Annotated in this window: 14 protein-coding genes; 10 read left to right on the forward strand and 4 right to left on the reverse strand. The window is 64.0% G+C overall.

Going from position 1 to position 13,640, the window contains the following annotated elements; genetic code table 11:
* Positions 1-3: 3 nt before the first annotated feature.
* The 4 genes from L0U81_RS17855 to L0U81_RS17870 all read right to left on the reverse strand — a co-directional run bounded on the left by L0U81_RS17855 (position 4) and on the right by L0U81_RS17870 (position 4,050).
* Positions 4-1,023 (reverse strand): dihydrodipicolinate synthase family protein, encoded by a 1,020-nt coding sequence (locus L0U81_RS17855; protein WP_233804868.1) that lies wholly within the window; start codon positions 1,021-1,023, stop codon positions 4-6.
* Positions 1,024-1,053: 30 nt separating this feature from the next.
* Positions 1,054-1,911, reverse strand: coding sequence for an ornithine cyclodeaminase family protein (locus L0U81_RS17860; protein ID WP_233804869.1), 858 nt, complete (start codon positions 1,909-1,911; stop codon positions 1,054-1,056).
* A 256-nt stretch (positions 1,912-2,167) separates the two neighbouring features.
* Positions 2,168-3,097, reverse strand: coding sequence for a LysR family transcriptional regulator (locus L0U81_RS17865; RefSeq protein ID WP_233804870.1), 930 nt, complete (start codon positions 3,095-3,097; stop codon positions 2,168-2,170).
* Between the two features lie 23 nt (positions 3,098-3,120).
* The gene (locus L0U81_RS17870; protein ID WP_233804871.1) at positions 3,121-4,050 is read right to left on the reverse strand and encodes a LysR family transcriptional regulator; all 930 of its coding nucleotides are present in this window, start codon (positions 4,048-4,050) and stop codon (positions 3,121-3,123) included.
* Between the two features lie 329 nt (positions 4,051-4,379).
* On the opposite strand from L0U81_RS17870, the gene L0U81_RS17875 reads away from it, so the two are divergent.
* From L0U81_RS17875 to L0U81_RS17920, 10 genes are all read left to right on the forward strand, one after another.
* Positions 4,380-5,294 (forward strand): SphA family protein, encoded by a 915-nt coding sequence (locus L0U81_RS17875; protein ID WP_233807818.1) that lies wholly within the window; start codon positions 4,380-4,382, stop codon positions 5,292-5,294.
* A gap of 65 nt (positions 5,295-5,359) precedes the next feature.
* Positions 5,360-6,520: an alpha/beta hydrolase family protein gene (locus L0U81_RS17880; protein WP_233804872.1), complete on the forward strand. Its 1,161-nt coding sequence runs from the start codon at positions 5,360-5,362 to the stop codon at positions 6,518-6,520.
* Between the two features lie 32 nt (positions 6,521-6,552).
* Positions 6,553-7,506 (forward strand): VOC family protein, encoded by a 954-nt coding sequence (locus L0U81_RS17885; protein ID WP_233804873.1) that lies wholly within the window; start codon positions 6,553-6,555, stop codon positions 7,504-7,506.
* Positions 7,506-7,865 (forward strand): Rieske (2Fe-2S) protein, encoded by a 360-nt coding sequence (locus L0U81_RS17890; RefSeq protein WP_233804874.1) that lies wholly within the window; start codon positions 7,506-7,508, stop codon positions 7,863-7,865. Before L0U81_RS17885 ends, L0U81_RS17890 begins: the two co-directional genes overlap by 1 nt.
* A gap of 11 nt (positions 7,866-7,876) precedes the next feature.
* The gene (locus L0U81_RS17895; RefSeq protein ID WP_233804875.1) at positions 7,877-9,007 is read left to right on the forward strand and encodes an FAD-dependent oxidoreductase; all 1,131 of its coding nucleotides are present in this window, start codon (positions 7,877-7,879) and stop codon (positions 9,005-9,007) included.
* A 15-nt stretch (positions 9,008-9,022) separates the two neighbouring features.
* The gene (locus L0U81_RS17900) at positions 9,023-10,216 is read left to right on the forward strand and encodes an MFS transporter (protein WP_233804876.1); all 1,194 of its coding nucleotides are present in this window, start codon (positions 9,023-9,025) and stop codon (positions 10,214-10,216) included.
* Positions 10,217-10,218: 2 nt separating this feature from the next.
* Entirely contained in the window at positions 10,219-11,028 is an 810-nt protein-coding gene (locus tag L0U81_RS17905; protein ID WP_233804877.1) for a cyclase family protein, read from the forward strand.
* Entirely contained in the window at positions 11,025-11,621 is a 597-nt protein-coding gene (locus L0U81_RS17910) for a cupin domain-containing protein (protein WP_233804878.1), read from the forward strand. The genes L0U81_RS17905 and L0U81_RS17910 overlap by 4 nt, the downstream gene beginning before the upstream one ends.
* Positions 11,618-12,625, forward strand: coding sequence for a fumarylacetoacetate hydrolase family protein (locus L0U81_RS17915; protein WP_233804879.1), 1,008 nt, complete (start codon positions 11,618-11,620; stop codon positions 12,623-12,625). The genes L0U81_RS17910 and L0U81_RS17915 overlap by 4 nt, the downstream gene beginning before the upstream one ends.
* The gene (locus L0U81_RS17920) at positions 12,622-13,581 is read left to right on the forward strand and encodes an NAD-dependent epimerase/dehydratase family protein (protein WP_233804880.1); all 960 of its coding nucleotides are present in this window, start codon (positions 12,622-12,624) and stop codon (positions 13,579-13,581) included. Before L0U81_RS17915 ends, L0U81_RS17920 begins: the two co-directional genes overlap by 4 nt.
* Positions 13,582-13,640: the final 59 nt, after the last annotated feature.

Here is a 13,640-nt window from a genome sequence, read left to right on the forward strand (position 1 = left end):
CCGTTAGCAGGGGAAGCGGCCGACCATGAAATCGGCATCCGGGTCCGCGGTGACGGGCAAGCCTGAAGCCACGAGCCCCTGGCGCAGGCTTTTCATCAGGCGGTCGGGCACACGCATCGCCGGTGCGCGCAGCGGCCCGCCGTTGAAACCGGCCAGCCAGTCCTGGTACTTCCACATCGTGCGGTTGAGCACGCCGGTGCCGCCCGCATACGTCTGCGCCGCTGCGCCGTTGGCGTTGCGAGCCGGATTGACTTTCCAGTACATCGCCATCGCTTCCTCCCACTGCCCGCTGCGCGCGAGTTCGAACGCCTTCGGGTAGTAATCGCTCATCCATGCGGTATTGCTCGTGCCGGAAAACTGGAGCTTCATGAGACTCATCAGCGGAATGGCGTCGCCTTCGATCGGACAACTGATTACGACGTCGTCGCGGAAGTGGTGGTACATCTCGCAGATCCCCGCGGGAAGCGGAAAGCCTTGCTCGGATTTGATCGCGACGATGTTGGGGCAGTCGTTCAGCAGGCGGCGCACGAGTTCCACCGGCATGCCGGCTGGGTGGACGCGCTCGAAGCCCCACAGCGGAATCGGAAACAGCATGACGGCCAACTCTGTCGCGTCGCAGAAGGCCTTTGTGTAGTCGTAGATTTCCTGTTCGGTGGTTGGCCAGAATTGCGGCGGGTACGACAGCAGCACGATGTCCGCTCCCGCTTTTTCCGCGAGCTTGACCGCTTCGATATTCTCCGCGAGCGTGCCGAACGCGGCGTGAAAAAAGAGGCCGAACTGACTGCCGGCGGTGTCGCGTGCCCATGCCGTGAACTGCGCGTTTTCTTCGGGCGTGATGGCCACCTCGCTGCACAGGAGCGTGTAGCGAAAGCCGAAGCGCTTGGCGAGTTCGATGTCGTGCCGGATACCGCGTTCGTTCAGCCGTTTGAGGTCGGCGCTATAGCTCGGAATCGTGACGGCCGAGCAGCCGACCAGGTTTTCGCGGGCCCATGCGCGGGCGTCGGACTTCTTGTAACTAGCCATGAGTTGCTGTCTCCTTGAGTGATTCGTGCGTCATTTCGCGACGGGAATGATGGTGGCGGGCAATGTCACGCCACGACCTTGCTGTTGTGCGCGCGCCAGCAGCATTTCAGCGATGACGACGTCTTGCAGTGCGGAGCCGACCGACTTGTAGAGGACGATGTCATCGTCCGCGCGGCGGGCCGCGATGCTGCCCGCTGCGAGCGCGGTGAGTGCCACGAGCTTGTCGGCGAGCGCGACGCCGGCCCGCGTCGCGGCGATCGCGTCGCCCGTGTCGTGCGCCACTTCATCGGGCATGTCGGCGACGATGCTGACGGCGCGCGCCATCGTTGCTTCGTCTACTTCGCGCTGTTCCGGCAACGTCGAGCCGAGCGAGACCACGGTGGCGCCGGCCGGCAACCATGCGCCTTGCAACACTGGCGATTCGTCACGGCTGCGTGCGGCGCAGATCACTACGTCGGCATCCTGAACAGTGGCTTCGGGGCTGTCGGCCGCGAAGATGTCCAGCGTCTCGCGGAAGCCTTCGGCGAAGCGTTCGCGGCTCGCGGGCGTCGGGCTGAAGACGCGTGCGCTTTGCACCTCGCGCACGGCGCGCAGGCAATCGAGCGCGTTGCGCGCCTCGAAGCCCGAGCCGATAACCGCGACGCGCAGCGGGCGCTGCGGCGCGAGGAGCGTGACGGCGAGCGCCGCCGTGGCTGCGGTGCGCAGCCCGGTCACGCGGTTGCCGTCGATCAGCGCCCGCAGTTCCGTGGAGCCTTGATCGAACAGCGAGATCAGGTAGCTGGCGCGGCGCGCGCGCGTGTTGGCGGCAATCAGCTTGCAGCCCAGATGGCCGCCGTTGGGTGATACCGCGCTCAGGCTGCGTAACCAGATGCCGTCGCCGCGTGCCATCGCGCGCGGCGGCACCATTGCGTTGGAGACGGGGCGTGCATAAGCATCGGCGAGTGCGGCGACGGCCGAAGGCCAATCGGCGAGTGACGCGACATCGGCGTCGCTGAGAAAGAGGGTATGCGAAGGCGGTGGTGTGTGCGAATTGTCAGGCATGGTGCTGGCGTTGGAGTGAACGACCAGCGAACTATAGAAAGCATGGCCTGTTTCGGGCACTGCCCGGCATCGAAAGCAGTTATGACGTAAATCGATGGCTCGGCTAGCCGGCTTCCAGCGATTCGGCGAGACGGCAGACCAGCCGGCGCACCTCGCGGGTGGCGCGCGTATGCGGGCGGCGAGGGGATTCCGCGAGCACGACGAAGCGCTCGAGTACAGGCTGGACGATGCGCGAGGATGCAAGCCGCTCGTCCAGCTTTCCCGGCATGACCGAGGCGATGGCGTAGCCGCCACCGGCGGCCACGACTTCGTATTGCAGTCTGACCGAGTCCACCTCGGCGGCTATATGCAAATCCAGCCCGTATTGAGAGGCCAGCCGGTCGAGCCGCGCGCGCAGGAGGTGAGGCCGGCCCGGGATGACGAGCGGCAGTTCAGATAACTGCGCGAGGTCAACATGCGCGGATTTGACGACGGGGTCCCCGAGCCGGCCGACGAGATGCAATGGAACCCTCGCCAGCACGTGGTTGTCGCCTACGCTCGCTTCGTCTTCGCGCAGCACGATTGCCATATCGAGGCGCCCTTCGCGCAGATGCTCTTCGAGTTGCGCGCTGGCTGCCTCAGCCAGATGTAGCCGCACGCCTGGAAACTGGGCGCGCACGGCGCCGTAGAGCGCGCCTGCGAACTGACCGACGGCAGAAGGCAGCAGTCCGAACAGAACTTCGCCAGCGGGCTGCCCGCGGGCACTGCGAATGTCGTCGGCAAGCGCATCCGCTTCGGCGGCAAGGCGTGCGACGCGTGGCAGCATGCGTTCACCGAACTCGGTGAGGACGACGCCGCGGCCGGTGCGACGAAACAGGCGCTCGCCGCACTGCTGTTCGAGTTGCGCGACATTCCGGCTGACCATGGACTGCGGCATGTCGAGCGCGGCCGCCGCCTTGCTCAGACTGCCGGAGGCCGACACCTGAATGAAAATAAGCCAGCGTGGGTCGACGATGGTCGGGGTCGCCGTGAAGTTGTCCCTCTCATGCGACATGACAGTCCTCTTCCCGCAGCGGCTTACAGGCGCTCGTCATCGTGAGCGTGGTCCATCACGACGACGGCTTCCTTGATCAGCCCGCGCAACCAGATGAGGCCCGGGTCCGATGTGCGATGTTTGTGCCATTGCATCGACTGTTCCATCGCAGGCATCGGGACGGGCGCGTCGCGCAGCACGACTGGCAGGCTGCGCGCCGCCTCCTGTGCGAGCCGCCGGTGCATCGTGGCAATCCGGTTCGTGCCGGGCAACAACTGCGCCGGCGACAGGAAGCTGTAGGTCGTCACTTCCACCTTGCGCTCGATGCCGAGCTTGTGCATGAACCCGTCTTCCAGCGCCGAGTGGACTGCGCCGGGCTGGACGATGATGTGGCCCGCCGCCAGATACCGCTCGGCCGTCATCTCGCCTTTCGCGAGCGGGCTTTGGTCCCACAGCACGCAGCAAAACGTTTCCGTGAGCAGCAGCTCCGCGGGATGGTCGACCGAACAATACTCCTTGGGGATGATCAGCAGATCGGCTTCGCCGCGCTCCAGCACGCGGTGGGGGTGCATGATCTGCGCGCGCAGCTCCAGACGAATGCCGGGCGCGCGCTGGTAGGCGAGCGCAAGCACATGCGGCATCAACGTCGTCATCGTGTAGTCGGACAAGTGCAGACGGAAGACGCGGTCCGAATGCGCGGGCACGAAATCGGGCTGCGCGGAGACCGTTGAATCGACTCGCACCAGAATGTCGCGTACGGGGTCCTGGAGCGCCTGCGCGCGTGGCGTCAGCTCCATCTTGCGGCCCACCTGGACTAGCAGCTCGTCGCCGAAATAGTCGCGCAAGCGCGCGAGAGCGCTGCTCATCGCCGACTGGCTCAGATAAATTTTTTCGGCTGCGCGACTGATGTTCTGTTCAGTCAGCAGCGCGTCGAGTGCGACGAGCAGATTGAGGTCGAGCTTGTTAAACCGCATGCGTACTGTCTCCCTTCTCCTTTTCCTTGCGACCTGGCGCGCGTTGCATTGTCGCTGCATGGCTTCTTCTTGTGCGCAATTTCAGGGTTTCTCCTGAAAGTATCGATGTCGCGGATATCTCCCATCTATCGAATTCATTTATGGGGATACCTGAGCCTATCTTAATCTACGACGCATCCCGAAGTGACGGCAGCAAGACGAACGTTCCGGGAAAAACCGCATGCCGGTGGGTTCAGTAGGCAACGTCGCTGTTGCATCCCCGAACCTTGCCGCGCTTGCCATGACGATGAGACACAAGGTGGTGTGCCCGCCCTGGTTGAGGAGACATGATGCAGAAGAGACTGACCGCAGCCGCTGTCGGCTGCGCCGTGCTGGCCGCAGGATTGGTGAACGACGCAAATGCGTTTGAAGGAGGTGTTTCCCCTTATCCGGCCGGCGCCGTTGGCACGAACATCGCCAACCTGCCGCCGATACCCGGCCTGTTCGCACTGGAGCAGTTCAATTACAGCTTCGCCAATGGCCTTTACGGTAACGACGGCAAGAAGCTGCCAATTCCGTTCCACCTGGATGCGTATTCGGCAACGACGCGCTTACTGTTGGCGTATCCGTTTCAGCTTCTGGGCGCGAAAGTCTACACGCAGCTTGTCATTCCAGTCGTGTCCCTGCACACCAGTGTCTTCGGCGAGTCGAGCACGCAGAACGGTCTTTCCAACATCACGCTCACGCCCGTGCTGCTGCAATGGCAGCTCTCGCAGAATCTGGCGATCGCGTCGGGCATCGACGTCGCATTCGAGACGGGCTCCTATAGTCCAGTCAAATCGAGCGTGGCGGTAGGCTACACCTCGGTGCAGCCGGTGATCTCGATTCGCTACAACGTGCCCAACGGCATCGATGTCGCGCTGGCAAACCGTTTCCTGCTTAACCAGAAGAATGGCACGACGAACTACAGATCGGGCGACGGCTACGTTGCCGAGTTCACCGCCGGCTGGAATTTCGGCCCTTGGAAGCTCGGCGTGGTTGGCGCATACCTGAATCAGTTCAGCGACGACAAAGCGGATGGTGTGAACGTGGGCAATCGCATGAGGACCTTTGGTATCGGTCCTTCAGTCGTCTACGACGCCAGAAGCTGGAACGTCAACCTCAATTATCAGCAAGGCGTCTATGCGGCGAACACCTCCAAAAGCAACAGCGTGTGGCTAAACATCGCCATTCCGCTGTGGCCTGGTTTCGGGCGCAAGGGCTGAGCACTGTCGTTCGATGCGTCGCGCCATCCATCGAGCAATACGTTAATTCCATCAAGGTAATCGGCATGTTTCGTTATTTTCCAACCAACTACGTTTGGGATCTGTCGGTCAATCTCGCGATTGAAATGGGCGCGCGCATCGGCGAAATCGAGGAGATGTGCGGCCCGTTGCAGGAGGCGGCCAGGCAACCGGACGCCGAGGGCACGCGCGCGTTTCGCGAGGCGTGGGTCAGGAAGGCCGATCTTCTGTGCGAGCTAGCGGTGGAGGACGAAGCGAGAGGGCGGATGCTCTCGGCCGGTGAAAAATACCGGCGCGCGGCCATCTATCTGATCACGGCCGAACGCATGCTGGCGCACGATGAGCCGGGGCGCATCGAGCTTTACCTGCGTTCGCTCGACACATTCGACCAGGGCGTCGCGCTGCGCGGCGACAACTGCGAACGCGTGCGCATTCCGTACGGCGACGCGCACCTTTCCGGGCTGCTCGTGAAGGCGCCGAATGCCGGAGTCCGCAGCCCGCTACTCGTGCAGGTCAACGGGCTCGATTCGACCAAGGAGATGAAGTACTTCGTGGGCCTGCCGGCATGGCTCGGCGCACGCGGCGTCTCCTCGCTGATCGTCGATCAGCCCGGCACCGGCGAGGCGCTTCGTCTGCACGGCATGCATGCGATCTACAACTCCGAGGCGTGGGCGAGCGAGATCGTCGACTGGCTGGAGACGCGCGACGATGTCGATCCGCTGCGAATCGGCATGGAGGGCGTGTCGCTGGGCGGCTACTACTGCCCGCGTGCGGTCGCCTTCGAGCCGCGCTTCGCTTGCGGGGTAGTTTGGGGCGCGAACCATGACTGGCGCGACGTGCAGAAAAAGCGCCTGCAACGCGAGGGCAATTTTCCGGTGCCGCATTACTGGAAGCATGTTTGCTGGGTCTGGGGTGCGAAAGACATCGACGACTTCATGCGCATCGCCGAAAACGTGCACCTCGACGGCGTGCTCGATCGCGTCAAGGTGCCGTTTCTCGTCACGCATGGCGCAAAGGATTCGCAGATTCCCGTCGCCTGGGCGCATCGCACGTATGAACAACTCGTGAACAGCCCGAAGCGCGAACTCAAGATTTTTACCGATCGCGAAGGCGGGGTTCAGCACTCGAGCTTCGATAACTCGATCAACGCAGGGCACTGGATTGCCGACTGGATTGCCGAAACACTCGGCGGCCACACCTCGCTCTGACACATCCACACTTTCAAACGAACCCACCTCTCATGAACATCATCGGACCCGATACGCTGGTCTTCGGCGTGGACGACGTCGCCAGCTGCAAACAGTATTTGCTCGACTACGGCCTGCTGCCCGCGCACGCGAACGAGGCCGGCGGGCGCTTCGAGGCGCTCGACGGGACGGGCATCGAAATCGCTCACCGCGACGCGCCGTCCTTGCCGCCCGCACTCGGCACGGCGAGCATGCTGCGCAAGACGGTCTATGGCGTGGCCGACGCGGCGACGCTCGACGCCATCGCACATGAACTGCAGCGCGATCGTGAGGTGCGCAAGCTTGCCGACGGCTCGATCGAATCAGCCGACGACATGGGTTTTGCCATCGGCTTTCAGGTCACGAAACGCCGCACGCTGGTCTTGCCGGCAGAACCGCTGAACGCGCCGGGCGCGCCCGCGCAACGCGCGCCGAACGTGGTCGGCGCGGACGAACACGTCACGCTCACGCCACGCACGCTCTCGCATGTCGTCTATTTCGTGCCCGATGCGGTGAAGGCGGAAGCGTTCTACGTCGATCGTCTCGGCTTTCGCTGCACCGACCGCTTCACGGGCGTGGGCCCGTTCCTGCGGCCGGCGGGCACGCTCGAACATCACACGCTGTTCATGATCGAAACGCCGCCGTTCATGAAGGGTTGCGAGCATTTCACGTTTCATATGGGCGGGCCGAGCGAGGTCCTGCAGGCTGGCAGCCGCTTCGTCGCGAAGGGCTATCAGTCGTTCTGGGGACCGGGCCGTCACCGCTTCGGGTCGAACTGGTTCTGGTACTTCAACAGCCCGCTTGGCTGCCATGTGGAGTACGACGCCGACATGGACCTGCACGACGATGCATGGACGTCACGCGTTGCACCAATGAGCGCGGATACCTCGCAACTGTTTCTCTTCCAGGCGCGGGAAAAGTGGGCCCCGGGCGGGCCGCCGCCCGCAGCGAAGGCCGAAACGAACTAATGGCGCGCTTCACGCCCGTTCGCCTCGCGCGCATCGATGAACTGCCGGATCCTGGCGCGCGCGGCTTCGATCCCGAAGGCGCCGGGCATGACACGGTATTCGTCGTTCGCCGCGGCGAGGCAGTTTTTGCATACCGCGACGCGTGCCCCCATTACGGCGATACCGCGATGGCCTGGCGCAAGGACGCCTACCTGAATGGCGATGGAACCCGCATCGTGTGTCATGCGCACGGCGCGCAGTTCGACATCGAGACAGGAATGTGCCTGATCGGCCCGTGTGAAGGAAAGCGGTTAGTTAGCCTGAATATCGACGTGACGGAAGACGGCGACATCATGCTGACCCGCCCACTAAAAGACTAGGAGACACCCGGATGACCACTCAACTTCAAAACGTCCTCGTCATTGGCGGAGGTTTCTCCGGCATGGCGACGGCAATTCAATGCGCGAAGCTCGGCCTGCAGGTCGACCTGGTGGAGATCGACGAGGGCTGGCGCTCGTATGGCGCGGGCATCAGCATCGGCGGCCCGACGTTGCGTGCGTTGCGCACGATCGGTGTGCTCGACGCATTCTTCGAGCGCGGCTATGGCGGCGACGGCGTGAACCTGCTCACCGCCGGTGGCCAGCCGCTTCGCACGCTGCCAACACCGCGCGTCGCCGGGGCCGATGTGCCCGGCGGCGGCGCCATCATGCGTCCCGTGCTCGCCGATATTCTCGCGAAAGCGACGCGAGCGGCAGGCGTGCGGGTTCGCCTTGGCAGCACGTTCTCGCGGATGGAGCAGCACGACGACGGGGTGCGCGTGTCGTTGACGGACGGCACGCAGCGCAGCTACGACCTCGTGGTCGGGGCCGACGGCCTGTATTCGAAGGTGCGCGAAGTGGTGTTCCCCGACGCGCCAAAGCCGCGTTACACCGGGCAAGGCGTGTGGCGCGCAGTCTTGCCCCGGCCTGCGGACATCGTCTGCGCGACGATGTGGATGGGGCAGAAGGTGAAGGTTGGCGTCAATCCGGTTTCGCAGGAGGAGATGTACCTCTTCGTCACGGAGAACCGCCCGACGAACGAGCACATCGATCCCGACCACTGGCCGCGCATGCTCGCCGATCTGCTGGCGCCGTTTGACGCTCCGTTGATCCAGTCGCTGCGCGCGCAGATCGGCCTTCAATCGCGCGTCAACTATCGTCCGCTCGAACGCATGCTGATGGCGCAGCCCTGGTACAGCGGACGCGTGGTGCTGGTCGGCGACGCCGTGCACGCCACCACGCCGCATATGGCGGCGGGCGCGGGCATTGGTCTCGAGGATGCGATCGTGCTTGCCGAAGAACTGGCGCGGGCATCGACCGTGGATACTGCCTTGCGGGCGTTCGGGGAGCGGCGCTGGGAACGCTGCCGCATGGTGGTCGAGAATTCGGGGCGTCTTGGCGAGATCGAAATTGCCGGCGGCGACAAGGCGGAACACGCCCGCATCATGCACGAGACGCATATGAGTCTCGCGCAGCCGATCTGACCAGGCGGAGGCACGATGCAAACGAACCTCTCCACCTCGACGCCGACGGACCAGCACACCGCGGACGGCGCGTCGGCACGCCTCGGCGTGACGGGCACGCTCGCTCTGATGGTTGCGCATTGCGCGGGCATGGTCGATCTGGTCGCGTTGCCGGTATGGGTTGGCACCTTGATTGGCGCCTACCATCTCGACCCGCAACAGGCGGGACTGCTTGCCACGCTGTTTCTCGCCGGTGCCGTGGCGAGCAGCCTGTTCTTTTCCCCGCGCCTGAACCGCTCGCGTGCAAGGGCGGCGGCGACCATCGGCTTTGGTGTCGCGGCGCTCGCGTTTGCCGGCATGATATCGACAGACCGCTTTGCGGTGATGGCGCTCCTGCATGCCGTCGCGGGCATCGCGGTGGGCTGCGGGCTCAGTTTCACGCACGGCACGATCGGACGCAGCGCGAATCCACATCGGCTGTTTGCGATCGCGGGCCTCGCGCTTGGCGTGTTTGCCATTGCATTTCTCGGGCTCACGCCGGGGATGATCGCGTTGCACGGCGGGCCCACGTTGTTTCGCGTTTTCGCCGGTGTCATGGCAGTGGCGGCCATCGCGTGCGTGCTCGCGTTTCCGTCGCTCCGTGCGGGCCGGGGCGAAGCGACAGCCGACGAGCCCCGTATCGACCGCGCGGTGTGGTTCGGCATGGCCGGCGTGAGTTGCATGGCGCTGACTCAGGCCATGCTATTCAGCTTCGTCCAGCGTATCGGCCTCGATCGTGGCTTCGGCTTGACGGCGGTGACGACCACGCTGATCGCATTGGGCGTCGTGAATCTGTTTCCCGCGCCGGTAGCCGGGCTGCTGGAGTTGCGCGTGCCGGGCCGCAGGGTCGTGCAGGCGGGGCCCGTGGTGCAGGCGGCGCTCGCACTGATCATCACGCAAAGCGCGGCGTTCGCGCCGTATGCGGCGGCCACCTCGGTTTTTGCGGCCGTCATGATCTTCACGCACACCTTCGCGTTCGGCATGCTGGCCCGCATCGACAGCACTGGCCGGGCTGTCGCGGCGACACCCGCCATGCTGATGACGGGCGCGGCAATCGGCCCGGTTCTGGGCGGCACGCTGGTCAAGCAATCCGGTTACGGCAGCCTCGGCATGGCAGCAATACTGGTCGCCGCCGCTGCAGTGTATTGCTTCTCGCGTCTCGAGCGCCGTCCAAATTCCGCAGGAGTCTGAGCATGAAGCCAGTACGCCGATTTATCGATCTATCCATCTATCTGGAGAACGAAGTACTCTCCGATCCGCCGCCGCTTGCGCCGAAGATCACCTACCAGAAGCACGCCGATACGCTGCCGGAATTCATGGCGATGCTGCCGGGCACGAAACCCGAGGACTATCCCGATGGCGAGGCCGCCGCTGCGGAATGGGTCACGCTGACCACGCATAGCGGCACGCATCTCGACGCGCCGTGGCATTTCCATTCGACCATGGATGCGGACCTCGGCGAAGCGAGACCTTCGATTACGATCGATCAGGTGCCGCTGGAATGGTGCTTTCAACCGGGCGTGAAGCTGGATTTCCGACATTTTACTGATGGTTATGTCGTGACAGCCGCGGACGTCGAAGCTGAACTCGCGCGCATCGGCCATGTGCTGCAACCGCTCGATATCGTCGTCGTCAACACGCGTGCGGGGTCGCGATACGGCCATGCCGACTATGTCAATTCCGGGTGCGGCATGGGCTATGAGGCCACCATGTACCTGCTGGAGCGTGGCGTGCGCTTGACGGGTACCGACGCGTGGAGCTGGGATGCTCCGTTCTCCTACACAGCGAAGAAGATTTCGGAAACTGGCGATACGTCGCTGATCTGGGAAGGTCACAAGGCGGGGAGGGATATCGGCTATTGCCACCTGGAGAAGCTGCACAACCTCGAAGTGCTGCCGGCGACCGGCTTCGTGATCAGCTGCTTCCCTCACAAGATTCGCGGCGCTTCTGCCGGCTGGACGCGCGCCGTAGCGATCTTTGAAGCCACGGAGGCCATGCCGTGAGCTTTCGTGCAATTCGCCGCGTGGTGACCGGCCACGACGCCAACGGCCAGGCGGTTGTCGTGTCGGATGGCGCACTGCCGAACGTGGCGCAGATCGCCGCGATTCCCGGCACCGTATTCCACGAAGTGTGGTCGACCTCGGCAACACCTGCGCGGTTGGACAACGGCGCGGACCCGACCGTCGGCGCGCTGATGCTGCCGCCGCCGAAGCAGGGTACGCGGATGCGATTCGTCGATATTCCGCCCGATACGGCCGAGTTTCTTGCGCATGGTGCGGCTAGAATGCACGACGCGTTCAGCCAGATTGGCGACGCTGAAGCGTCAACGGTAAGCACGGACTCGCCGCATCCGCTGATGCACCGCACGGAGTCGATCGACTACGGCGTGGTGATCGAAGGCGAAATGACGCTGGTTCTCGACGCTGCCGAGGTCGCGCTCGCGCCCGGCAGTGTGGTGATCCAGCGCGGGACGAACCATGCCTGGGCGAACCGGTCCGGCCGTCCGTGCCGGATGTTGTTCGTGCTCGTCGACGGCGCCTACGCCCCGGAAATCGCGGCGGCGCTCGAAGCATCCACACAACGAGGACCACGATGAAATTCGCAACCCTGCCCGATGGCGGCAAGGATGGCCGCTTGCTACTGGTGTCGCGCGACCTGCGCCATGCCGTGGAGGCCGCGCCGATAGCGGGAACGCTGCTCGACGCACTGGAACGCTGGGCCGACGTGGCGCCAGCCTTGCAGGCGCGTTATGACGATCTGAACGGCGCGCGCGTGCCCGAAGCGCGCCCTTTCGACCCGGCCGCGTGCGCTGCGCCGCTGCCGCGCAGCCCGCAGTGGTGCGATGGCTCCGCCTTTCTCAACCACGGCCGGCTGATGGAGCAGGCGTTCAACACGCCACCGATCCCCGAGTTCGATACCGTGCCGGTGATGTACCAGGGCGCCAGCGACGATTTCCTCGGGCCGTCATGCGATGTGCCGTTGCCTGATGAGGCCGCTGGCATCGATTTCGAGGGCGAATTCGGCGTCGTCGTGGATCGCGTGACGATGGACACTTCGGCTTCGGATGCGATGCAGCGTATCCGCCTCCTCGTGCAGATCAACGACTGGAGTCTGCGGGCATTCGGGCCGCGCGAAATGAAAACGGGCTTCGGGTTTCTGCAGGCCAAGCCCTCTACGTCGTTCGCGCCCGTCGCCATCACGCCTGATGAACTCGGCGACGGCTGGCGCGACGGCCGCGTGCATCTGAGCCTGCATGTCGAGTGGAATGGCAACTGGTTTGGTCAACCACATGGCCGCGAGATGAACTTCAGCTTTGGCGAACTCATTGCCCACGCCGCGCGTACGCGCAGTCTCGCCGCGGGCTCGATCGTCGGGTCCGGCACGGTGTCGAACGTGGATCGCCGTGCGGGCTCGGCGTGCATCGCCGAGCGGCGCGTGATCGAGATGATCGACGAGGGCGCGGCGCGCACGGGCTTCATGCGCTTCGGCGAGCGGGTGAGGATGGTGGCTCGCGACGAGGCGGGTAACGCACCGTTCGGGGCGATCGATCAGCGGGTGGTGCGTGCGCCGCGCAGTGAGGAACGAGGAGAGAAGACTTGAGAGTGCTGGTGACGGGGGCGGGCGGATTCGTTGGGACCGCGCTTGTCGAACGGCTGCTGCGCGAGGGCATCGCAGCAGCGGGCGATGTGTCGGAGCTGGTACTGGTCGATCAGTCTCCTGGCCTGACGCGTGACGATGCCCGTGTTACGTCGCTTGCCGGCGATTTTAGCGATTCGCAGACGCTTGAAAGACTGCTTCTGAAGCCCGTCGATGTCGTCTTTCATCTCGCGAGCATGCCTGGCGCTCAGGCGGAACGTAACCCCGACGAAGGCGACCGCGTGAACCTATGGGGTACGTTGAGGCTGTTCGACCGGCTCGCAATGCAGGCAGAGGAGTACGGTCGTGTGGCGCGCGTTGTCTTTGCCAGCAGCGTGGCCGTCTATGGTGAATCGTTGCCGGCGTTCATTGACGAGCACACCGCGCCCTGTCCGACGATCAGCTATGGCGTACACAAGCTGACCGGCGAACTGGTCCTCGCTGATTGGACGCGGCGCGGCAAGTTGGACGGCCGTTCGCTGCGCCTGCCTGGAATCGTAGCGCGCAAGGAGCGCTCCGTCGGACACGGCTCGGCTTTCATGAGTGAGATCTTCCGGACTGCGCAGGCACATGAGGCGTATAAGTGTCCGGTGTCGCCAACGGCAACGGCGTGGTGGATGTCGCGAGCCTGTTGCGTGGAAAACCTGCTGCATGCGGCGCGGCTGCCGTCGGACGGCTTGCATGCTGGACGTTTCTGGACACCTCCGGTTTTGCATTTGCGCGTGAATCAGATCGTCGACGCACTTGCAAAGCGATTCGGCAGGATTGGGATCGACTTCGCCCCTGTGGAATGGATCGAACGGCTTTTCGGGCGACAACCGCCGCTTGTCGATCATCGTGCGATCAAGGACGGATTTCTGAACGACGGGACTATTGAGAACCTTGTGGAGTGCGCTATCGAGGCGCTATCAAACGGTTGATAGCAACAATGCTTCTCAAAACGTTGCAGGACAAAGAGTTAGGCAGAAGCCGAAATGCG

The sequence above is a fragment of the Paraburkholderia sp. HP33-1 genome, assembly GCF_021390595.1.
Lineage (GTDB): Bacteria > Pseudomonadota > Gammaproteobacteria > Burkholderiales > Burkholderiaceae > Paraburkholderia.